The organism is Lentzea sp. NEAU-D7 (genome assembly GCF_026242055.1).
Lineage (GTDB): Bacteria > Actinomycetota > Actinomycetes > Mycobacteriales > Pseudonocardiaceae > Lentzea.
The window spans coordinates 61,965-83,168 of the sequence record NZ_JAPJDL010000037.1 but is presented as its reverse complement, the minus strand read 5'-3'; the positions used below and the strand labels follow the sequence as shown (position 1 = coordinate 83,168).

20 protein-coding genes are annotated in these 21,204 nt (G+C 69.8%); 13 read left to right on the top strand and 7 right to left on the bottom strand.

The window, feature by feature from the left end; genetic code table 11:
• Nucleotides 1-245: 245 nt before the first annotated feature.
• On the bottom strand, nt 246-2,558 hold the full coding sequence (gene pcrA, locus ORI60_RS43500) for a DNA helicase PcrA (RefSeq protein WP_266043848.1): 2,313 nt from the start codon (nt 2,556-2,558) through the stop codon (nt 246-248).
• A 490-nt stretch (nt 2,559-3,048) separates the two neighbouring features.
• Here pcrA and ORI60_RS43495 point away from each other — a divergent pair, with 490 nt between their 5' ends.
• Nucleotides 3,049-3,309, top strand: coding sequence for a chorismate mutase (locus ORI60_RS43495; RefSeq protein ID WP_084400897.1), 261 nt, complete (start codon nt 3,049-3,051; stop codon nt 3,307-3,309).
• A gap of 24 nt (nt 3,310-3,333) precedes the next feature.
• Here the strand turns inward: ORI60_RS43495 and ORI60_RS43490 are convergent, their stop codons facing one another.
• The gene (locus ORI60_RS43490; RefSeq protein WP_266043852.1) at nt 3,334-4,386 is read right to left on the bottom strand and encodes a histone deacetylase; all 1,053 of its coding nucleotides are present in this window, start codon (nt 4,384-4,386) and stop codon (nt 3,334-3,336) included.
• 70 nt (nt 4,387-4,456) lie between these two features.
• Between ORI60_RS43490 and ORI60_RS43485 the strand changes: the two genes are divergently transcribed.
• The 6 genes from ORI60_RS43485 (at nt 4,457) to ORI60_RS43460 (ending at nt 11,032) form a co-directional block, all read left to right on the top strand.
• Nucleotides 4,457-4,783, top strand: a complete 327-nt coding sequence (locus tag ORI60_RS43485) for a hypothetical protein (protein WP_266043847.1) — start codon at nt 4,457-4,459, stop codon at nt 4,781-4,783.
• A gap of 105 nt (nt 4,784-4,888) precedes the next feature.
• Nucleotides 4,889-5,737: a hypothetical protein gene (locus tag ORI60_RS43480; protein WP_266043846.1), complete on the top strand. Its 849-nt coding sequence runs from the start codon at nt 4,889-4,891 to the stop codon at nt 5,735-5,737.
• Nucleotides 5,738-5,909: 172 nt separating this feature from the next.
• Nucleotides 5,910-6,746 (top strand): hypothetical protein, encoded by an 837-nt coding sequence (locus tag ORI60_RS43475; protein WP_266043845.1) that lies wholly within the window; start codon nt 5,910-5,912, stop codon nt 6,744-6,746.
• 205 nt (nt 6,747-6,951) lie between these two features.
• Entirely contained in the window at nt 6,952-7,806 is an 855-nt protein-coding gene (locus tag ORI60_RS43470; RefSeq protein ID WP_266043844.1) for a hypothetical protein, read from the top strand.
• 147 nt (nt 7,807-7,953) lie between these two features.
• On the top strand, nt 7,954-9,270 hold the full coding sequence (locus ORI60_RS43465) for a serine/threonine-protein kinase (RefSeq protein WP_266043843.1): 1,317 nt from the start codon (nt 7,954-7,956) through the stop codon (nt 9,268-9,270).
• A gap of 166 nt (nt 9,271-9,436) precedes the next feature.
• Entirely contained in the window at nt 9,437-11,032 is a 1,596-nt protein-coding gene (locus ORI60_RS43460) for a protein kinase domain-containing protein (RefSeq protein ID WP_416234594.1), read from the top strand.
• Between the two features lie 13 nt (nt 11,033-11,045).
• On the opposite strand, the gene ORI60_RS43455 is transcribed toward ORI60_RS43460, so the two are convergent.
• Entirely contained in the window at nt 11,046-11,948 is a 903-nt protein-coding gene (locus ORI60_RS43455) for a LysR family transcriptional regulator (protein ID WP_266043841.1), read from the bottom strand.
• 81 nt (nt 11,949-12,029) lie between these two features.
• On the opposite strand from ORI60_RS43455, the gene ORI60_RS43450 reads away from it, so the two are divergent.
• From ORI60_RS43450 to ORI60_RS43440, 3 genes are all read left to right on the top strand, one after another.
• The gene (locus ORI60_RS43450) at nt 12,030-12,956 is read left to right on the top strand and encodes a DMT family transporter (protein ID WP_266043840.1); all 927 of its coding nucleotides are present in this window, start codon (nt 12,030-12,032) and stop codon (nt 12,954-12,956) included.
• 121 nt (nt 12,957-13,077) lie between these two features.
• Nucleotides 13,078-13,497, top strand: a complete 420-nt coding sequence (locus ORI60_RS43445) for an SsgA family sporulation/cell division regulator (RefSeq protein ID WP_266043839.1) — start codon at nt 13,078-13,080, stop codon at nt 13,495-13,497.
• A 227-nt stretch (nt 13,498-13,724) separates the two neighbouring features.
• Nucleotides 13,725-15,008: a serine/threonine-protein kinase gene (locus ORI60_RS43440; RefSeq protein WP_266043838.1), complete on the top strand. Its 1,284-nt coding sequence runs from the start codon at nt 13,725-13,727 to the stop codon at nt 15,006-15,008.
• Here the strand turns inward: ORI60_RS43440 and ORI60_RS43435 are convergent.
• Genes ORI60_RS43435 through ORI60_RS43425 form a run of 3 tightly spaced genes read right to left on the bottom strand, consistent with a single transcriptional unit; the run spans nt 15,001 to nt 17,404 of the window.
• A complete protein-coding gene (locus ORI60_RS43435; protein ID WP_266043837.1) occupies nt 15,001-15,582 on the bottom strand; it encodes a hypothetical protein in 582 nt (193 codons plus the stop codon). The two genes, ORI60_RS43440 and ORI60_RS43435, sit on opposite strands and share 8 nt — an antisense overlap.
• Before the next feature lie 5 nt (nt 15,583-15,587).
• A complete protein-coding gene (locus ORI60_RS43430; protein WP_090067146.1) occupies nt 15,588-16,238 on the bottom strand; it encodes a response regulator in 651 nt (216 codons plus the stop codon).
• Entirely contained in the window at nt 16,235-17,404 is a 1,170-nt protein-coding gene (locus ORI60_RS43425) for a PspC domain-containing protein (protein WP_266043851.1), read from the bottom strand. The genes ORI60_RS43430 and ORI60_RS43425 overlap by 4 nt, the downstream gene beginning before the upstream one ends.
• A 132-nt stretch (nt 17,405-17,536) precedes the next feature.
• On the opposite strand from ORI60_RS43425, the gene ORI60_RS43420 reads away from it, so the two are divergent.
• Both ORI60_RS43420 and ORI60_RS43415 read left to right on the top strand, forming a co-directional pair.
• The gene (locus tag ORI60_RS43420) at nt 17,537-18,718 is read left to right on the top strand and encodes a PspC domain-containing protein (RefSeq protein WP_266043836.1); all 1,182 of its coding nucleotides are present in this window, start codon (nt 17,537-17,539) and stop codon (nt 18,716-18,718) included.
• Complete coding sequence (locus ORI60_RS43415) at nt 18,711-18,902, top strand: hypothetical protein (protein ID WP_266043835.1); 192 nt, start codon at nt 18,711-18,713, stop codon at nt 18,900-18,902. The genes ORI60_RS43420 and ORI60_RS43415 overlap by 8 nt, the downstream gene beginning before the upstream one ends.
• Before the next feature lie 47 nt (nt 18,903-18,949).
• Here ORI60_RS43415 and guaA read toward each other — a convergent pair whose 3' ends face one another.
• The gene (guaA, locus tag ORI60_RS43410; protein ID WP_266043834.1) at nt 18,950-20,509 is read right to left on the bottom strand and encodes a glutamine-hydrolyzing GMP synthase; all 1,560 of its coding nucleotides are present in this window, start codon (nt 20,507-20,509) and stop codon (nt 18,950-18,952) included.
• Between the two features lie 19 nt (nt 20,510-20,528).
• On the opposite strand from guaA, the gene ORI60_RS43405 reads away from it, so the two are divergent.
• Complete coding sequence (locus ORI60_RS43405) at nt 20,529-21,197, top strand: phosphotransferase family protein (protein WP_266043833.1); 669 nt, start codon at nt 20,529-20,531, stop codon at nt 21,195-21,197.
• Nucleotides 21,198-21,204: the final 7 nt, after the last annotated feature.

Genomic DNA, 21,204 nt, shown 5'->3' with positions numbered 1-21,204 from the left:
TCGAGCCAAGAGCGGGCCACATGTGAGTAGGGGTGTCAAGCGGACGAAAAGCGTGTCCGCTTGACACCCCTACTCACATGCAGCAAGAGCTGTGGCACGACTCGTGACGAAGCCACCCCACCCGGACCGTTTGGTAAGGACGGCTCGCCTTCGGCATCGCGGAGGGGATGTGTGTGCCCATGAGCGTGTGCTCGGTCGGCTCGCCTTCGGCTTCGCGTGCGATCAGGTGCGTGGGTGCTGGGTCGTCAGAGTTTTGTCATGGGGACGCTGCCGATCAGCATCAGGCGGACCGTGCCCGAGCCGCCGAAGTCGATCGTCGCGGTCGCCCTCAGGCCCGCGCCGTCCACTGCCACCACTCGGCCCAGGCCGTACTTGTCGTGGGTCACGCGGTCGCCCACGTCCAGCTTCAGGGCCGGGGCGTCCTTCCAGCCCGCCTTGCCCGGGGCCGGGCGGGAGAGGCCCCTGGAGGCGATGCCGCCCGAGGCTGAGCGGCCCCAGGTCGTGGCTGCCGCCGGGCCCGAGCGGGAGGGCTCCACCCGGCGCCAGTCCAGCAGGTCCTCCGGGATCTCGCCCAGGAAGCGGGAGGCCGGGTTCGCCGAGGGCTGGCCCCAGGCCGACCTCACCAGTGCCCTGGAGAGGTAGAGGCGGCGCTGGGCCCTGGTGATGCCCACGTAGGCGAGGCGGCGTTCTTCCGCCAGTTCGGCCGGGTCGCCCAGTGCTCGCATGTGCGGGAAGACGCCGTCCTCCCAGCCCGTGCTGAACACGACCGGGTACTCGAGGCCCTTGGCCGTGTGGATGGTCATCAGGGTGACCACGCCGTCGGAGTCCGCGTCCGGGATCGAGTCCGCGTCCGCCACCAGGGAGACGCGTTCCAGGAACGCCGGGAGGGACGGGACCGGGTCCGCGCCTTCGGGGAGTTCCAGTTCGGTGAACTCGCGGGCGACGGTGACCAGCTCGTTGAGGTTCTCGATCCTCGTGTGGTCCTGCGGGTCTTCGCTGGCTTCGAGTTCGGTGCGGTAGCCGGTCTTGTCCAGGACCGCCTCGAGGATGTCGGCCACGTCGTCCTCGCGCTCGACCATCTCGCCCAGCTGGTCCATCAGCTCGACGAAACCGGCGATCGCGTTGCGGGAGCGCGGGTTCAGCAGCGGGACCCGGTCGTTCACCGCTTCGCGGAGGGCTGCGGCGAAGCTGATCCGTTCGCGTTCCGCGTAGGCCGCTACGCAGGCTTCCGCGCGGTCGCCGATGCCTCGCTTCGGGACGTTCAGGATTCGGCGGAGCGAGACCGTGTCGTCCGGGTTGGCCAGGGTGCGCAGGTAGGCGAGGGCGTCGCGGACTTCCCTGCGCTCGTAGAAGCGGACACCGCCCACGACCCGGTACGGGAGGCCCAGGCGGATGAAGATCTCCTCGAAGACCCGCGACTGGTTGTTGGTGCGGTAGAAGACGGCGATCTCGGAGTTGTTGACCTCGCCGCCGTCGACCAGGCGGTCGATCTCGTTCGCTACGAACGCCGCCTCGTCGTGCTCGTTGTCCGCCACGTAGCCGACGATCTTCTCGCCCTCGCCGAGGTCGGACCAGAGCGACTTGTCGCGGCGGTTCGGGTTGCGGGAGATCACCGCGTTCGCGGCCGTCAGGATGTTCTGCGTGGAGCGGTAGTTCTGCTCCAGCAGGATCGTCGTGGCGTCCGGGTAGTCGCGCTCGAACTCCACGATGTTGCGGATCGTGGCGCCGCGGAAGGCGTAGATGGACTGGTCCGCGTCGCCGACCACGCAGAGTTCGGCCGGGGGCAGTTCGCCGCCCGCCTTGCCGACCAGCTCGCGCACGAGGGTGTACTGCGCGTGGTTCGTGTCCTGGTACTCGTCGACCAGCACGTGGCGGAAGCGGCGGCGGTAGTGCTCCGCCACGTCCGGGAAGCGCTGCAGCAGTTCGACCGTCCTCATGATGAGGTCGTCGAAGTCGAGCGAGTTCGACTCGGTCAGGCGGCGCTGGTAGACGGCGTAGACCTCGGCCACGCGCCGTTCCAGGTCGTTCGTGGCCTGGGCGGCCGCGGTCTCCGGGTCGACGAGCTCGTTCTTGAGGTTCGAGATGTGCACGGCGAGGGTGCGGGCCGCGTACTTCTTCGGGTCCAGGTCGAGGTCCCTGGCGACGAGCGTGATGAGGCGGCGCGAGTCGTCGCTGTCGTAGATCGAGAAGTTCGACGACATGCCGAGGGTCTTCGCGTCCCTGCGCATCACGCGGACGCACATCGAGTGGAACGTCGACACCCACATCGAGCGGGCGCGGGCGCCCACCATGTCGGCGACGCGCTCCTTCATCTCGGCGGCGGCCTTGTTCGTGAACGTGATGGCCATGATCTGGCCGGGGTGCACGTCACGCGCCGCGAGCAGGTACGCGATCCGCCGGGTGAGGACGCGCGTCTTGCCGGAGCCGGCGCCCGCCACCACGAGCAGGGGCGAACCGGCGTGCTCGACGGCACGGCGCTGCGCGGGGTTCAGGTCGTCGAGCAGGTGGCCCGCGCGGGAAACGGGGGGACTTGAAGGCAAGTCGAACAAGGCGCTCATCGTCCATCCACGGTACCGGGCGGCACCGACGATTCCGGTACCGCCCGACCACGTGTTCGAAGAGCGAGATCCGCCAGGCGCTGGCGTCGATCATGAACTTCCGCCTCGCGTGCACCGCCTCATGGCCGCCTGCCTGGGCGTACCCGTCGATGCCGTCCTGCGGACGGATCGAGGCGGCCCTGGTTCGACCGTGAGCTCCGGCCACTTCTCCTCGTGCACGATCAGGTGACCCGGCTGGGACGGAAGGAGGAGCTTGCGACCCGCACGTCCCACGTGGTGAGCCCGCTCGGCGCGCGGACTTGGCGGGCCCGGGAGGTTCTGTGCAACACTGAATCCATGCGCGCGACGTTCTTCGAGTTTTTCTACGGGACCCGGACTCCGGCTCCCGTGGTCGTCCAGCGCTGAAAAGCCACCACGAAGCCCCGGAGTCCTCGGACCCCGGGGCTTCGTCGCTTCCGGGCCAGGACTCGAAGTACTCGAGAGGTCACCGATGATGGACACCACCACCGACCCCGACATCAACGAGCTGCGCGAGGAGATCGACCACCTCGACGCGGAGATCCTCCGCCTGGTCCAACGCCGCGTCGAGATCTCCAAGATCATCGGCGCCGCCCGGATGGCGGCCGGTGGCACGAAGATCGTGCACAACCGCGAGATCGACGTGCTCAACCGCTACCGGCCGCTCGGCCCGGAGGGCAAGGACCTCGCGATGATCCTGCTCAAGATGGGCCGCGGCCCGCTCGGCAGGTAGGCAGCGGGTCAGACGGGCCCGGCGTCACAGCACGCCGGGCCAAAAAGGCTCCAGGGCGGCCCTGACGCGGTCGAGGTCCTCGTCCGCGAGGCGGCTGTCGTCCGGCACGTACGCCAGCGGGTCCTCGAGCAGCGGCTCCGGCAGCCGCAGCAGTCCTTCGACCAGCGCGTGCAGGCACAGCGCCGAGTACCCGCGCAGGTAGCCGCCCTCCTGGGTGAGCACGGTCCGCGGTCCGGACGACGCCACCCTCCGCCCGATCTCGCGGTACCCGTCCGCCGTGAGGTTGTGGCGCCCGTTGGGGTCGAACGCGGATCCGTCGAACCCGGACGCGCACACCAGCAGGTCCGGATCGAACTCGCGCAGCAGCGGGAAAGCGATCTCGTCGAGCGCGCGCAAGTAGGTCGTGTCGCCCGCACCGAGCGACAGCTCGATGTTGACGTTCCTGCCGTTCGCGCCCACTTCTGATGGCGCGCCGGTCTGCGGATGGTTGGTGCCCCACGAGCCGTGCCGCATGTGCACCGAGATGGTCAGCACGTCCGGCCGGTCGTAGAACACCTCCTGGGTGCCGTTGCCGTGGTGCACGTCCCAGTCCAGGACGGCGACGCGCATCCCTTGGCGCCGTGCGGTTTCCGCCACCAGCGCCGCGTTGTTCACGAAGCAGTAGCCGTCCGCCATGTCCGGCTGCGCGTGGTGCCCTGGTGGCCGCACGAGCGCGTACGCCACCGGGGCACCGGACTCCAGCGCCGCCAACGCCGTCCCCGCCGCCGCGGACGCCGCACGCCACGTCTCCGGCCCTACGACCGTGTTCACCTCCAGCGCCACACGCTCCGATACGCGCAACGAGTCCAGGTACCCCGCTGTGTGCACGCGCAGAAGCTCGTCGACGGACGCATGCCGTCCCTCGTGCCACTTCAAGTGCGGTGCCACGGGACCGTGCGTCAGCGCGTGCCGGAACGTGCGCAGCCGCGCCGCCGTCTCCGGGTGCGGCTCGGCGACGTCGAGCCACGGCCAGGAGCCCGGCAACTCCCACAGGCCCTCACCGGCGTCGTGCTCGAGGCAGTCGTCGTGCCAGAACATGTCCACCCGGATCGGATATCAGGGCGATCACGGATGGTCCACCGAAAAATTCTCGGGGCACACTGGAGGTATGGGCCTCATCGCCGCACTGATCGCCATCGCCGGCCTGCTCGCCGCCTTGGCGCACGACGCTTACCTGGGCTTGCTCGGTTCGGCCGCGAACAAGAAGGGCCTCTCCGGAGCACCTGTCTCGCAGTTCGTCCGCAGCCGCTGGAAGACCGCGATCATCACGACCGCGGGCGCGGTGATCGGCTTGCTGATCACCAACGGCGACTCGCTGGGCGCCGACGTCATCGGCGCGCTGATCGCGGGCGGCAGCGGTCTGGCCGCCCTCAACGGCGTCCAGAACACGCGCAAGCAGCTCAACAGCGGTCAAGCTCAACTGCCGCCGCGCTGACCAACTTCACACAAAAGAGTGTCACTCGTCCTGAACACCCCCTTTTGGTTGCTTCGGCACCGCCGGACGGCCCTACCCTGATTGCGTCGCAGAGGGGTGTCGGGGATGGACGAACTGCCGGGCAAACATCGTCTCGACGACGGGCCGCAGCCACTGGACGCGCGACCCGTCGCCGGGGGCGACCGCATCCCGCTGCCCCGCCGCCGCCAGACAGACCCGCTGCAGGACACCGACGGCCTGCGCAAGTTCAACATCGGGCTGGTGCCCGCCTCGGTCACGCCGCCGCGCACGTGGAAGCGCGCGGCCTGGTTCGCCGTCGTCTCGTCCGTGCTCGTGCTGATCGGCCTGAGCGTCGCCGCGGCCAAGCTGGTCGGCGGTGGCGGTGCGGTCGAGACGGTCGGGCTGCCCGGCTACCCGTCGGACGTGCCGACGATCGGGGCGCTGCCCACGGGTGGCACGAGCGCCTCGGCCACCGGCGGCTCCACGCCGTCCGCCGCCCTCACCGGCAAGGTCGCTCCGGCGCCGGGCACGGGGACGGGGAGCGTGCCGGGCACGAGCGGCACGGCGTCCGCCACGAGCACCAAGCCGTCCGGGACGGCCCCGCCGGTCATCACGACCGTGCCGATCTCCCAGGCCCCCGTCGTCGACGGCGGCAAGATCGCCGAGCAGACCCAGAGCTTCTACCGGGAGATGGCGACGAACGCCGACACGGCGCTCGCCATGACCACGGACACCGTGCGCTCGAACGCCGACGCGCTGCTCGAGGGCAGGGTCGCCGACATCTCGCTGATCGAGGTGAAGGAGATCCTGGTCGACCCGGGCAAGGGCGTCACCGTGAGCCTGCTGCAGGTGACGAAGAAGGACGGCTCCGTGAGCACCGAGAAGCGCGAGCTCACCTTCACGCTCGGCGACGTGCCGTTGATCAACGGTGAACGGTTGAAGACCGGCGGCTGAAGTGCCTAAAGGTCATGCCGGGAGCTACCGAACGTAGTAGGTAGCACCATCGAGCGACCGATCAGCACCGCTGGCCGCCACGGACGAGTGAAGTCCATCAAGAAACTGGCGTCATGACGTGAGGCCACGGTACGTCTTCAGCTGTACACGGACAGTACGGAGGACCAGAGCAGTGCAGCGTCCCGCGGCGACGACCGGACGGCGGCACAACCGCGCCGGCTCGATCAGCGTGGCCGAGCTGATCAAGCAGCAGCCGGCACCGATGCGCATCCTGTCGCACGAGGAGGCCGCCACCGACGCTCTCGTCACCTCACTGCTCGGCCCGACGGAGAACATGACGGCGGCGACGACCGTGATCCCGGCCGTCCCGAACCGCCGCCGGCGCACGAAGACGAGCCTCGTCGCCAGAGCCGCCGGCCTGCTGACCGGCGCGGCCGTGCTCGTCTCGTCCATCGCGGGCGCGGCGATCCTCGCGAGCAAACGCCCGGCGAACGTCGGCATCCCGGTCACCGAACGGCCCGCCGCGCTGTCGGGGTCGAGCGCGCTGCGCCCCGACGTCCTGTCGGCCCAGCTGCCGCACGAGCGGCCGCCACTGCAGACCGCCTCCACCGCCGTGATGCCCATGCCGCAGCCGTCCGCGTTGCTGCTGGAGACCGCCGCCGAGACCACCGAACCGTCCACGCCGGAGGTCTCGGTCGGTCCGCTTCCGCAGGTCGACGTGGTGAAGAAGTTCTACGAGCTGCTCTCGACCAAGCCGAACTCGGCGGCCAAGCTGCTCTCCCCGGAGCTGGTCGGCGCGAACCCCGCGGAGTTCGCCCGGTCCTGGGGAAAGATCAAGACGGTGAGCGTCGACCAGACGTCGGTGCGCCCGGACGGATCGGTGCTCGCCGTCGTCTCGATGCAGGAGATGGACGGTGGCTGGCTGCGCATCGAGCAGCTCTTCTGGCTGACCAGCACGACCCAGCCGAGGATCGTCGCCACCGAGGTCCTTTCGGCGCAGCGCAGTTAGGCCGGGCAGTTAGGTCGCACCCAACTGGCTCGCCGTTCGCAGTCGAACGGTGACCGCTCGTCGCGGAAACCGGGTTGCGGCCGTGAAAATTCCCCCATAGGGGTTACATCTCGGGTCACGATTCGGTATCCATGTTCCCGCCAGTACGCGTACGCGAACTTGGAAGGGTGAACGAGCGGTGTCGATTGAGGACCATCGTCGGCGGTTGAACGGGTCGGCCGAGTCGACCGGCCAGCTGTCCGTCGCCGAGCTGATCGCCCGCCGCGAGGCGGAAACCGTGGAGATCCCGGTGATCACCGACGACATCACCCCCGCGGCGTTCGAGCCGACGGTCAAGTTCAAGCCGGTCAAGGCGCCGGGCGGCAAGGCGAAGAAGCAGCCCATGAAGGAGCTGCACATCACCGAGCTGCTCCGCCGTGAGGGCCGCGCCGACGACACCCAGCGCGGCGGGTTCACCGTCGGCAAGCTGGCCGCCGCCGCCAGCGGTGGCGTCATCATCTGCGGTTCCGTGGCGTTCGCCGCCTCCTCTTGGCTGTCCTCGCCCGACGAGCGCCCGCTCGCCGAGGTGCGGTTCGACGAGCGCGCCCAGGCCCGGGGCGCGAGCGCCGGCACCGAAGGCGTCGTGAAGCTGCCGTCGAACAAGACCCAGCAGGCCGACGCCACCGAGACGCAGCAGGCAGACCCGACCTCGGCGAACCCGACGACGCGCGTCGCCCCGTACGTCCAGACCCAGCAGCAGCGTCCGACGCAGCAGGCCCAGACGCCCACGCAGCAGCCGACGCAGCAGCCCACCTCCGAGACCTCGACCACGACGCCGTCGACGCCCACGGAGACCAGCACGCCGAGCACGCCGCCGTCGAGCGAGACGCCTCCTCCGCCGCCGAGCTCGTCCACGGCCACCCCGCCGAGCAACAGCACGCCCCCGCCCAGCTCCGAGAACCCGCTGCCGCCGCCGGCGAACCCGGTCGACGTGAGCGTGGACCTCGGCATCCTCGACCCGGTGCTGAACACCGTGGGCGACACCGTCGGCGGATTCGACTTCTTCGCCCCTGTGAACTGAAGTACGACAGGTAGCTCAGCGGCGCCCCTCGACAGGTACCCTGTGCGGGCATTCCGGACGACCCGCTGACTACCGCACGAGGAGCACGAGCGTGGGATCTGCTGCCGCAGCCGCAGTCACGCCTTCGAGCACCCCTGGGGTGGGCTTGTGACGACGTCCGGCACCTCGGACGGCCGTCTGATCGCCGACCGCTACCGCTTCCTCGACCGCATCGGCTCCGGCGCGATGGGCATCGTCTGGCGCGCCCACGACGAACGCCTCGGCCGTGAGGTCGCGATCAAGCAGTTGCTGCTCGCGCCCGGCCTGGACGAGACCGAGCAGGACGAGGCCATCCAGCGCGCCATGCGCGAGGGCCGCATCGCCGCGAAGCTGCACCACCCGAACGCCATCGCCGTGTACGACGTCGTCGAGGAAGACGGCGTCCCGTGCCTGGTCATGGAGTACCTGCCGTCCTACAGCCTGGCCGACGCGCTGGCCGAGGGCGGGCCGATGGACCCGGTCGAGGTCGCCAGCATCGGCGCCCAGTGCGCGGCGGCGCTGGCCGCGGCCCACGCGGCGGGGATCGTGCACCGCGACGTGAAGCCGGGCAACGTGCTGATCGCCGAGAACGGCGTCGTCAAGATCACCGACTTCGGCATCTCCCGGGCGTCCGACGACATCACGGTCACCAAGACCGGCCTGATCGCCGGCACGCCCGCGTACCTCGCTCCGGAGATCGCGCGGGGCCAGGACCCGACGCCGGCCTCGGACGTCTACTCGCTCGGCTCCACGCTGTTCGCCGCGATGGAGGGCGAGCCGCCCTACGGAGTGAGCGAGAACACTCTCGGTGTTCTGCACGCCGTCGCGGCCGGGCGGATCAACCCGCCGACCGTCGACCACCCGCTCGCCGACACGCTGCTGTACCTCCTGAACTTCGAGCCGGACGACCGGCCTACGATGTCCCAGGCGCGCGAGGTGCTCAACGCGGTCGCGCACGGCCGTTCGCCTTCGTTCAGCGGCCTGGCCGTGACCGACGGGCCGGACCCGACGACGATCGTGGAGCCCGACCGGACCCGCGTGGTCCGGCCGGTGGCTCGGACCGCGCCACCGCGGACCGCTCCGCCGATGGCCCCCGCCAGGGGTCAGGAGAACAACAAGCCGTTGGTGATCGCTGCCGTCGTGCTGGCGTTGCTGCTGGTCATCGGTGGTCTGATGGTCGCACTCGGGGTGTTCAACAAAGAGCGGCAGACCCCGTCCGCACCGCCGGCGAGCTCCTCGCAGACGGTGGAACCGACGACTTCGTTGCCCGAGGTGACCACAACCACGCCCGAGGCAACGACAACGCAGCAAACGACGTCTAGCACTACGACGACCACCACCACGACCACCACGACGACGACTACGACCACTACGACGACCACGAGGCCGTCGAGTTCGGCTCCGCCGTCTTCGCCACCGCCGAGCTCGGTAGTGACGACGAGCTGACTGGGCTAAGCGCAATTACGTCGTGGAAATCTCGTAAGGTGGGTAACCGCACCGATGGGTGATCTGAACCCGAAGGTGTGATCATCCGTTGAACAGAGAGCAAGTGACCGCACAGCGGGGAGCAACTGTGACCGACGATGGCCGATTGGTCGCTGGTCGCTACCGATTGAGCCAGCGGATCGGCAGCGGCGCCATGGGCGTCGTCTGGACGGCACACGACGAACGCCTGCACCGCACAGTCGCGGTCAAGCAACTCCTCCTGCAGCCTGGACTAGCCGAAGCTGACACGGACGAGGCCAAGAGACGTGCCATGCGCGAGGGCCGTATCGCCGCGCGCCTGCAACACCCCCACGCGGTCGCCGTCTACGACGTGGCCGAGGACGACAGCCAGCCGTGGCTGATCATGGAGTACCTGCCGTCGAAGAGCCTTTCGGCGGTGCTCTCCGAACGCGGCACGCTCCCCCCGCGGGACGTGGCGTCGATCGGCATGCAGGTCGCCTCCGCGCTGGCCGCCGCGCACAACGCCGGCATCGTGCACCGCGACATCAAGCCCGGCAACGTGCTGCTCGGCGACGACGGCACGGTCAAGATCACCGACTTCGGCATCTCCCGCGCGACCGGTGACGTCACGGTCACCGCGACGGGCATGCTCGCGGGCACCCCCGCCTACCTCGCGCCCGAGGTGGCCAAGGGCTACGACCCGGGCTCGCCGTCCGACGTGTTCTCCCTGGGCTCGACGCTCTACGCCGCGATCGAGGGCGAACCGCCGTTCGGTCTCAGCGAGAACACCATCGCGCTGCTGCACAAGGTCGCGTCCGGCAAGGTCAACCCGCCGCGCAACGCCGGCCCGCTGACCGCGCTGCTGATGCGCCTGCTGCGCGCGGAGCCGGAAGAGCGCCCGACCATGGCCGAGGCCCGTGACGCGCTCGCCGCCGTCGCGAACGGCCAGGCCGCCCCCGCCTTCACCCCCGCCGTGGTCGCGCCGACCCACCCGCCGTCGTGGCGCGGTGCGCCGGTGCAGCAGCCGCAGCAGCAGGCCGCCACGCGGGCCCTCACGCCGCCGCAGGGGCACCAGCAGGCACCGCCGCCACCCAACGCGACGCGGGTGGACATGCACACGCCGCCGTCGCGCACGGCGTCCGCGCAGCAGCCCTCGAACCACCGCCCCGCCGCCGCGCCGCAGTACTCGCAGCGCCCGAGGCAGGCAGCCGCCTCGTCGTCGTTGAAGAGCAAGAAGTCGACGGTCTACACCGCGCTCGCCATCGTGGCGGCGGCGGTCATCGGCATCATGTTCGCGAGCATGATCTCCAACGGTGGCGGCAACGGCACCAACAACAACGCGGGCGCGAACACCTCGACGCAGCAGACCCAGGGCAACGAACCGACCAAGCAGTCGACGCCGCCGAAGTCGGCGGGCAAGGCCGGCCAGTGGACGAGCTCGCCCCAGCCCGACGACATGAAGGCGTTCCTCGAGGAGTACTTCGACACCGCGCCCAAGTCCCCGGAAGAAGCCTGGAAGCTCGGCAACGGCAACTTCCAGGGCACCTTCGCCGGCGGCTACAGCGGTTTCCAGACCTTCTGGTCGGGCATGAAGGAAGCCAAGATCATCAAGGCCACCGAAAAAGAAGGCTTCTACTGGGAAGTCGACGTCGAGTACACGAAGAAGAGCGGCGGGACGACCACCGAACGCCGGGGCATCTCGTTCGAGTGGAAGAGCCCCAACTTCCTCCTGCACAGCGACAAGTCGCTCGGCTCCTACTGATCGCGAGCCCTGGTCAGGAGGCCCTTGCGGCCTTCTCCAGGGCTTCCGCGAGGGTCAGCACGGCGGGGTTCCACGCGGCGTCTTCGCGGTACACGACGTGGATGTGCCGGACGGGTTCCGGATTGCGCACCTTGCGCACGACAACGCCGGGGTGGGCATATCCCAGCCCGAGCCGGGGAATGATCGTGACGCCCAGCCCGGCCGCCACGAATCCCTGCGCGGTCGCGTAGTCGTCGCTTTCCACGGCCACCTGCGGTGAGAACCCGGCACCCGCGCAGGCGTTCCTCACGAAGTTCGCGCACAGACCGCTGGAACCGCACTCCGCGTCGATCCACGGCTCGTCCGCCAGTTCGGCGAGGTCGAGCACGCGCTTGCGCGCCAGGGCGTGGCCCCGCGGGAGCACCGCGTACAACGGGTCGGCGAGCAGGTGCCGCGCGACCATGCCCTCCGGAGCGGGCGCGTCGGGTTCGAGGACGGTGATCGCCACGTCCGCGCGGCCCGCGGCCAGCTCGACGAAGGGGTCGGTCGGCTCGGTGAGCTTCAGGTCGAGCTCCACCCCCGAGCGCTCGGCCCGGAACGCCGCCACCGCGGGCGGCACGAGCGCCGCTCCCGCCGTGGCGAAGTAGCGGACGCGCAGGACGCCGGCGCAGCCGTTGCGCAACGCCGTGAGGGCGCTCTCGGCCTCGGCCAGCTGTTCGGCGAGGCGGCCGGCGTGCTCGGTGAGCAGGCGGCCCGCCGCGGTCGGCCGGACACCTCTGCCGACGCGTTCCAGCAACGGCATGCCCGCCTGCTTCTCCAGACCCGCGACCTGCTGCGAGATGGCGGACGGCGTGTAGCCGAGGTTCGTCGCCGCGGCGGTGATGGAACCGGTGCTCACGACGGCCCGGAGCACCTGCATTCGTCGCACGTCCAACATGCCTCGACCTTACAGCGGTGCTTAAATGTTTCCCAGAACAATTAAATTGTTTTCACGTGTTCGCGGGCGCATGGTTGATGGGTGACCCAACGCGGAACGTTGATCAGGATGGGCGTGCTCGCCCTGTTGTGGGGATCCAGCTTCCTCTGGATGAAGCTCGCGCTCGGCAGTCTCGCGCCCCTGCAGATCTCGCTCGTGCGGACGTTCTTCGGGGCGGTCGTGCTGTTCGTCGTGCTCGCGCTGGCGAAGATGAGCCTGCCGCGAGACCGCCGGATCTGGGGTCACATGCTCTTCGTGGCCCTGTTCGGCAGCGCCGTCCCGTTCACGCTGTTCGCGTTCGGCGGCCAGACCGTCGACTCGGGCGTCTCCGGCGTGCTGAACTCCACGACGCCGCTGTTCGCGCTGGCCATCGGCCTCGTGCTCGGCTCGGAAAAGATCAACAACGTGGTGCGGGTGCTCGGCCTCGTGCTCGGCTTCGCGGGCGTGCTGGTGATCTTCGCGCCGTGGCAGTCGGCCAACAGCATCGCGAGCTGGGGTGCGGTGCTGTGCCTCATCGGCGCCGCCAGCTACGCCATCGGCTACTCCTACGCCGGCCGCTACCTGGTCAACACCGGCGCGAGCTCGACGCAGCTCGCGGCCATGCAGCTGACCACCGCGATGGGAATGCTGCTCCTGGCGACGCCGTTCGGCGGCCTGCAGCCGCTGCACCTGCACTGGGTCGGCATCGCCGCCGTGGTGATCCTCGGCGTCTTCGGCACCGGCGTGGCGTTCATCCTCAACTACCGCGTCATCGCCGACGAGGGAGCGACGACGGCGACTACCGTCGGTTACCTCCTGCCCGTGGTGTCGGTACTCCTTGGAGCGATCTTCCTCGGGGAGCAACTCAACGCGAGGGTCGTCGTCGGCATGCTGGTGGTGCTCCTGGGTGTCGCGCTGACCCGGAGGAAGCCCGTCGCGGCAGGTCAAACCGTCTCACCAAACGAGACGCGCGACCTGGTCAAACGCTGAGGGGTGAGACGCACGTCTCCCCCGTTAGGATGGTTCCGAGACGAATCGCGTCCTTATCAGGCTGCTCGGCCGTCTCCTCTTTGTGAGCGGACATGGAGACCAGCCTGGGAAGGACATCGACATGAACAACGACAACCTGAAGGTCACCACCCGGACGACTTTTCAGCTTCTCGCCCCCGGAGCGGCTCCCGCGCCGGTCGAGGCCGAGCTCGTCTACGACCCGGAGGACCCCTACGCGGTCGCGATCGTCTTCTTCACGGGCTCCGGCCGCGTGGAGTGGATGTTCGCCCGCGACCTGCTGGCCGACGGACTGCTGACGCCGTCCGGTGAGGGCGACATCCTGGTCCGGCCCGCCTCCGACGACCCGGAGCGCGTCCTGGTCGAGCTGAACGCGCCGACCGGGTTCGCCATCCTCAGCGCCGTCGCCGAGGACGTGGCGGAGTTCCTGGACAGCTCCTACGACGTCGTCCAGCCGGGCGAGGAGGACCTGTGGATCGACTTCGACCGGGAGCTGCAGAAGCTGGTCTCGACGATCGACTAGTCCCGCGGGTGTTGGTCCGGGGTGGTCGTACGGGCGCGGGGCGAGGTGCCGGCACGCGGGGCAGCGTGGCCGACCAGCTCGTCACCGGAGACCGGCCAGGACCAGCGGTGATGCCGAGAAGGTTCCAGACGCGAGTCCCCACCGGCGGACCCACTCGGCGCGATCTGCACCACCCTCCGGGCGGGGAACCGCAGATGTGCGTCTGCGCGATTGATTAGTCTCACGGTGTGACAACCATCGGGGGCCGCTACACGCTGCTCGAGCGCATCGGCAGCGGTGCGATGGGGGTGGTCTGGCGAGCACGCGACGAGGTGCTGGCCCGCGAGGTGGCGGTCAAGCAGCTCATCACCGGTGACCACCAGCGGGCGAAGCGGGAGGCGCGCAACGCCGCGCGACTGCACCACCAGCACGCGATCGCGGTGTTCGACGTCGTGTCCAGCGACGACGAAGAGCCGTGGATCGTCATGGAGTACCTGCCGTCGCACAGCCTCTCGGCGCTGATCGCCGAGCGCGGGCCGCTCAAGCCGGCCCAGGCGGCGAGCATCGGGGCCAAGGTCGCCTCGGCGCTGGCGGCGGCGCACACGGCCGGACTGGTCCACCGCGACATCAAGCCCGGCAACGTCCTGATCGGCCACGACGGCACGGTCAAGATCACCGACTTCGGCATCTCCAAGGCCAGCGGCGACGGCACGATGACCGACACCGGCATGATCTCGGGCACCCCCGCCTACCTCGCACCCGAGGTGGCGCGCGGCGAGCAGCCCGACGAGGCGTCCGACGTGTTCTCGCTCGGCGCCACCATCTACACGGCCATCGAGGGCGAGTCCGTCTTCGGGCCGAGCGACAACAGCTTCGGCCTCATCTACCGCGCGGCCAGCGGACAGCTCCGCGATCCCAAGAACGCCGGTGAGCTCACCCCGTTGCTCATGCGGCTGCTCTCGCAGGACCCGAAGGACAGGCCGGCCGCGCAGGAGGCCGCCGACCTGCTGGCCGCCGAGCCGCAGCCGTCACAGCCGTTGGAGATCCCGCAGCAACGCACGCTCAAGCCGCCGAACCGCCGGATCCTCGCCATCCTCGCCGTCATCGCGGTGCTCGCGATCGGTGGTGGCGCGGCCGCCGCGTACTGGAACGGCACCCAGGGCGGCGGCACCCCCGTCCACCAGTCGGACTTCCAGCAACAGCAGCCCCGCTACTTCACCGCGGGTGAGGCGGCCGGGTTCGTGCTCGACCACTACGGCCAGCTCCCCGCCCACCCGGACGTGGCGTGGCGCAACCTCTACGAACGGGCGACCGAGCCGCAGGACAAGTACGTGGCGCGGTGGAAGGGCTACTCCTCGGTCAAGTGCTCCCTGTCCAGCGTGCCCGTCCGGTCGCACGGCCCGAACTGGGTGGTGACGTTCGACCTTGCACTGCAGACGGACCTGGGCGAGCAGAAGAACGGCGTCTACGAGGCCGAGGTCGCCGCCGTCAACAACGAGATGCGGCTCACCAGCATCACGCAGATCAGCTGAGCAGCCAGAAGCTGCCGCCGCCGACGACCACGCCCATCACGGACCCGGCCAGCACCTGGGCCGTCGTGTGGTCGCCCAGCTCGACGCGGGACCACGCCACGAGCGCGGCGGGCAGCGCGAGCAGCAGCCACCACGGGTTGTGGACGATCGCCAGCGTCACCACGGCGGCCCACGCCACCGCGGCGTGCAGCGAGATCTTCCACTTCGCGCCGAACGTGATCGCCATGCTGACGACCAGCGAGGCGAACATGCTGCCCGCCAGCGCGAGCATGCTCCGCGGAGCGCCGCCCAGGACCATGATCACCGTGCCGGCCGCCAGCGAGGCGCCCGCCGTGACCAGCGGGACGAGCCTGCCCTCGCGGTTCGTGACGTGGTGGCCGTCCCACTTGCCCTTGCGGGCGCCACGCACGATGACGGCCATCGGGATGACGGACGCCGTCAGGGCGACCACGAACCCCCACAGCAGCGTCTTCCAGAAGCTCTCCGTCGAGGCGGCGACCCCGAACGGCAGCAGAATCACCCAGACCCACGGCGCCAGCACCTCGGTGGCACCGCGGGCGACCTTCGTGACCAAGTCCGTCAGACCAGCCTGCGGTCGGTGGCCCAGCGGGAGAGCTCGTACCGGTTGGAGAGCTGGGTCTTCCGCAGGACGCTCGACACGTGCGTCTCCACCGTCTTGACGCTGATGAACAGCTCTGACGCGATCTCCTTGTAGGCGTAGCCACGGGCGAGGAGCCGCAGGACGTCCCGTTCGCGCGGCGTCAGCAGGTCGAGCTCGGGGTCGCTGATCGGCGCGGCACCCGGCCGGTCGGCGAACGCGTCCAGCACGAACCCTGCCAGGCGCGGCGAGAACACCGCGTCGCCCTCCGACACCCGCACGACGGCCCTGACCAGCTCCTGGCTGGAGATCGTCTTCGTCACGTACCCGCGCGCACCGGCGCGGATGACGTTGATGACGTCCTCGGCCGCGTCGGAGACCGACAGGGCGAGGAACGTGACCTCGGGGATCTTGGTCCGGATCTGCCGCAGCACCTCGGCACCACCGCCGTCGGGCATGTGCACGTCCAGCAGCACGACGTCCGGCTTGTGGTGCGCGATGCCCGCCACCGCCTCGCCGACGCTGCCCGCCTCGCCGACCACGTCCACCTCGTCGGTGATGGTGTCGAGCTCCGCCTTGACCCCCGCGCGGAACAACGCGTGGTCGTCCACCAGGAACACCCTGACGCTCATGTCCTGGCCTCCGTCTTCCTCGGCATCTCGAGCTGCACCTCGGTCCCCTCTCCCGGAGCCGTGCGCAGTCGCACCTCCCCGCCGTGCCTGGTCATTCTCCCCCGGATGCTGCCCGCGAGGCCATGCCGGTCCTCCGGCACCGCGTCGGGGTCGAAACCCTTGCCGCGGTCGCGCACGAACACCGTCACCTTCTCCGGCTCGACCTCGGCGTAGACGCTGACCTCGGCCACCCCCGCGTGCTTGGCCGCGTTGACCATCGCCTCCTTCGACGCCTGCACCAGCGCGAACATCCCGTCCTCCAGCTCGCAGTCGCCGACCACGACCTGGGAGACCGCGATGGCGAAGTCGTCCTCGACCTCCGCGCACGCCTGGGCGATCGCGACACTGATGGAGTGCGGCAGCTCGCCCACCTCGCGGCCGTAGAGCCAGCTGCGCAGCTCGCGTTCCTGGCCGCGGGCCAGGCGCTTGACCTCGCGCGGCGACTCGGACTGCTTCTGGATCAGGGCCAGCGTCTGCAGCACGGAGTCGTGCAGGTGCGCGGCGATCTCGGCACGTTCCTCGGTGCGGATGCGCGCACGGCGTTCCGAGTCGAGATCGCGGACCAGCCGCATCCACAGCGGCACGGTCAGCACCGCGACACCGATCAACGTGGCCAGCACGGAGAGCACGACGGTCGAGAGGTTCTGGACGGAGTCGTTCGCCACGAGGAACGCGGCGACCCCCGCCACGACCAGCGCGCCTCCCGCGACCGTCCGCACGATCCCCGCCCTGCCCTGCGAGAAGGCCCCGTCCCTCCAGCGGCGCCGCTGCGCCTCGTCCGCCTCACGCCACACGACGGCGGCACCGATCAGCGCGACGGCGATCGGCCCGGTGATCCACCCGCTCCACGCTCCCCCGAGCAGGCCGGTGAACACCGCGACGCCGATGCCGAGGGCGGCGAGGCCCACGGCCTGCTGCCACTCCTTGCGGTCCTTGTCCGTCTCCGGTTCCGCCACCGCCGACTGCGGGACGAACATCCAGAGCAACGCGTAGGCGATGATCCCGGCACCGCTGAACGCGCCGAGCACGGCGAAGATCGCGCGCACCCAGAAGACGGGTGCGCCCAGGTGGTCGGCCAGTCCGCTGGCCACGCCCGCGACCACCCGGCCGGTGCGTCGACGGCGCATCGGCTCAATGCGTGCACTCACGAACTGATCGTCACACGTGACGGCGCGTTGTTCATCAGGGATGACCCCGGTTCCGCGAATCAGGGCTGGTCCCTGATGTGGTTCCAGGCGTGACGGCGCAACCTTGTCGTCGTGAGCGGGACTGAGAAGGCAATGCAGGGCGTGGCGGACACGCTCAGAGAGTTCTGGGCCCACCGTCCGGTGCGGCCCCGTGCAGGTCGCAAAGCCGGTGGTGTCGCCACCGGTATCGCCCTGCGCTACCAGATCGACCCGGTGATCGTCCGGATCGCGTTCGTCGCACTCGCGCTGGCGGGTGGCGTCGGTGTCCCGGTGTACCTCGCAGGCTGGTTGCTGCTGCCCGAGGAGGGCGACGCGGTCTCGCCGCTGGAGGCGCTGATCAGCAAGGGCTCCAGCTCGATGTCGCACGGTCAGACGGTGCTGCTGGCCATCGTGATGTTCCCGGCGCTCGCGTTCACCTTCGGGGGCAACAGCGGGTTCGAGGTCTTCGTGACGCTGGCGGCGACGGTCGCGTGCATCTACCTGCTGCAGAAGAACCGGGGACACCTGCAGCCGGCCGCGTCGACCGAACCCCTGCCCGTACCACCGGCGCCGGGGGCGCCGGCCTGGGACCCGCTGGGCGCAGCTCCGTTCGCGTGGGACCTGCCCGAACCCGCTCCCGCCCCGACGCCCCAGCCGCCGATGCGCCGGCCGCGCAACCCGCGCGTCGGGCTGATGACGCTGGGCGTGGCGACGCTGGTGGTCGCCGCATCCGCGATCGCGGGTGTCTGGGTGCCGTGGTTCACCGTGGCGCACACCGTCGGCCTGGTGCTCGCGGTGCTGGCGGCGGGCCTGCTGATCGGTTCGTTCACGGGCGGTGGCCGCGGCCTGATCTGGCTGCTGATCCCGGTGTCCGTGGCGGGCTTCGGCCTGACCGCCCTCGACTTCGACGGCGACCCCACGAGGCTGAGCAGCTTCAACGAGACGCCCAAGACCGTCGAGAACGTCCGCGAGCGGTACGAGACGAGCGTCGGCAGCGTCGTGCTCGACCTGCGGCAACTGCCGGACTCCGGTGACGTGAAGACCGCGATCGAGGTGGAGCTCGGCGAGGTCAGGGTGCACGTGCCGAAGAACGCGGACGTGACGTACCGCTGCGAGGCCTCGTCCATCGGGGAGCTCGACTGCCTCGGCAAGCGGGCCGAGGGCAGCAGCGTGGACGTCAGCGGTGAGGACCTCGGCGAGAACGGCGAGGGCGGCCTGAAGATCGAGCTCGACGTGCAGGCGAGCGTCGGAGAGGTGAAGGTGCTCCGTGACTGAGCAGGGGATGCGCAGGCGGATCGACCCCGTGACGCTGGTGTTCGGGCTCGGCGGCGGGTTGATGGCGGCCTACGTGCTGAGCAACGGGTCGTTCTGGTTCGACTTCCGGTGGGCGCTCGGGGGGACGGCCATCGTGGTCGGCCTGGTGCTGCTGACGAACTCGCTCAGGCGCAAGAACAACTGACGTGACAAGGCCCCCTGGCTCGCGAGCCAGGGGGCCTTTTCACGTCTTTACTCCCACTCGATGGTGCCCGGCGGCTTGGACGTCACGTCCAGCACCACGCGGTTGACCTCCGCCACCTCGTTGGTGATCCGGGTCGAGATCCGCTCCAGCACCTCGTACGGCAGGCGCGTCCAGTCCGCGGTCATCGCGTCCTCGGACGACACCGGGCGCAGCACGATCGGGTGACCGTAGGTGCGGCCGTCGCCCTGGACGCCGACGCTGCGGACGTCCGCGAGCAGCACGACCGGGCACTGCCAGATCTGCCGGTCGAGACCGGCGAGGGTCAGCTCCTCGCGGGCGATGGCGTCGGCCTGGCGCAGCGTGTCGAGGCGGTCCTGGGTGACCTCGCCGATGATGCGGATGCCGAGGCCGGGGCCGGGGAACGGCTGGCGCTGCACGATCGTCTCGGGCAGGCCGAGCTCGGTGCCGACGCGGCGGACCTCGTCCTTGAACAGCGCGCGCAGCGGCTCGACCAGCTCGAACTGCAGGTCGTCCGGCAGGCCGCCGACGTTGTGGTGCGACTTGATGTTCGCGGTGCCCGCGCCGCCGCCGGACTCGACGACGTCCGGGTAGAGCGTGCCCTGGACCAGGAACTTGTAGTCGCCCTCGGCCTTGAGGTCGCGCTCGGCCTGCTCGAACACGCGGATGAACTCGCGGCCGATGATCTTGCGCTTCTCCTCCGGGTCCGTGACGCCGGCCAGCGCGTTCAGGAACCGCTCGCGCGCGTCGACGGTGACCAGGCGGATGCCCGTGGCGGCCACGTAGTCGCGCTCGACCTGGGCGCGCTCGCCGGAGCGCAGCAGGCCGTGGTCGACGAAGACGCACGTGAGGCGGTCGCCGATGGCGCGCTGGACCAGAGCGGCCGCGACGGCGGAGTCGACGCCGCCGGACAGGCCGCAGATCGCCTTGCCGTCACCGATCTGCTCGCGGATCCGCGAGACCTGCTCGTCCACGATGGACGACGTGGTCCACTGCGGACGGATGCCCGCGATCTCGTGCAGGAACCGGCGCAGCACCTCCTGGCCGTGCGGCGAGTGGTGCACCTCGGGGTGGTACTGCACGCCGGCGAAGCGGCGCTCGGTGTCCTCGAACGCGGCGACCGGCGCGCCCTCGCTGGTCGCGGTGACGGTGAAGCCCTCGGGCGCCTTGGTGACGGCGTCGCCGTGGCTCATCCACACCGGGTGGCTCGCGGGGAGCTCCTGGTGCAGCGCGCCGCCCTCGGTCGGCACGCTCAGGTCCGTGCGGCCGTACTCGCGGGTGCCGGTCTGTTCAACCGCGCCGCCGAGTGCGCGTGCCATCGCCTGGAAGCCGTAGCAGATGCCGAAGACCGGGACGCCGGTCTCGAACAGCTTCGGGTCGACCTGCGGGGCGTTCTCCTCGTACACGCTCGACGGGCCACCGGACAGCACGATGGCCAGCGGGTTCTTGTCGAGGATCTCGCTGACGGACGCGGTGTGCGGAACGACCTCGGAGTAGACCTGGGCCTCGCGGACGCGGCGGGCGATCAGCTGCGCGTACTGGGCGCCGAAGTCGACGACGAGAACAGGGCGGTTGCTGGTGTCGGACACGCCGCCAAGGATCTCATGCGTGGACGGTGAACTGCTGACCGGTGGCGGGCTGAACCAGGTGTTCAGGGTGGGTGACGCGGTGCGACGACCGGCCGGGCCGTGGGCACCGCGGGTGCACGAGTTGTTGCGGCGCTTGGCGCCTCTGGGGATCGCGCCGGTTCCGCTCGGGCTCGACGCCGAGCACGAACTGCTCAGCTACCTGCCCGGTGACGTTGGCCACGTGCCCCCGACGAGTGACGAGGCGTTGATCGAGTCAGCGCTGCTGCTGCGGCGGCTGCACGACGCCACGGCCCCGCTTGTTGGCGAGCTGAACGGGTGGCAGTTCGCTGCCAGGGAGCCCGTCGAGGTGGTGTTGCACGGTGATTTCGCGCCGTACAACATCGTGTTCGCGGACGGGCGTCCGACCGGGGTGTTCGACTGGGACGGCGCGCATCCGGGTCCTCGCTGGTGGGACGTCAGCTGGGCGGTCGTCCAGTTCGTGCTCGCGCTGCCGGACGACCGCGAACGGCGCACCCGGCTGTTCTGCGAGACGTACGGGATCGAGTACGTGGCCGAGCACGTGCTGATCCGGCTGGACGACATGATCCAGACGATTCGGAAACATCCGGCGTTCGTGCTCCAGCGGGCCGAGCGGCATGACGACTACTACCTGGGACTCATCGAGTACGTGCAGGCCAATAGGGCTTAACGTGAGT

Excerpts from the sequence above, each read along its gene's own strand:
- ORI60_RS43445 (WP_266043839.1), top strand. The coding sequence starts at position 13,078 with ATGAACAACGACAACCTGAAGGTCACCACCCGGACGACTTTTCAGCTT.
- pcrA (WP_266043848.1), bottom strand. The coding sequence starts at position 2,558 with ATGAGCGCCTTGTTCGACTTGCCTTCAAGTCCCCCCGTTTCCCGCGCG.
- ORI60_RS43495 (WP_084400897.1), top strand. The coding sequence starts at position 3,049 with ATGATGGACACCACCACCGACCCCGACATCAACGAGCTGCGCGAGGAG.
- ORI60_RS43455 (WP_266043841.1), bottom strand. The coding sequence starts at position 11,948 with ATGTTGGACGTGCGACGAATGCAGGTGCTCCGGGCCGTCGTGAGCACC.
- ORI60_RS43480 (WP_266043846.1), top strand. The coding sequence starts at position 4,889 with ATGGACGAACTGCCGGGCAAACATCGTCTCGACGACGGGCCGCAGCCA.
- ORI60_RS43430 (WP_090067146.1), bottom strand. The coding sequence starts at position 16,238 with ATGAGCGTCAGGGTGTTCCTGGTGGACGACCACGCGTTGTTCCGCGCG.
- ORI60_RS43490 (WP_266043852.1), bottom strand. The coding sequence starts at position 4,386 with ATGTTCTGGCACGACGACTGCCTCGAGCACGACGCCGGTGAGGGCCTG.
- ORI60_RS43485 (WP_266043847.1), top strand. The coding sequence starts at position 4,457 with ATGGGCCTCATCGCCGCACTGATCGCCATCGCCGGCCTGCTCGCCGCC.
- ORI60_RS43425 (WP_266043851.1), bottom strand. The coding sequence starts at position 17,404 with ATGCGCCGTCGACGCACCGGCCGGGTGGTCGCGGGCGTGGCCAGCGGA.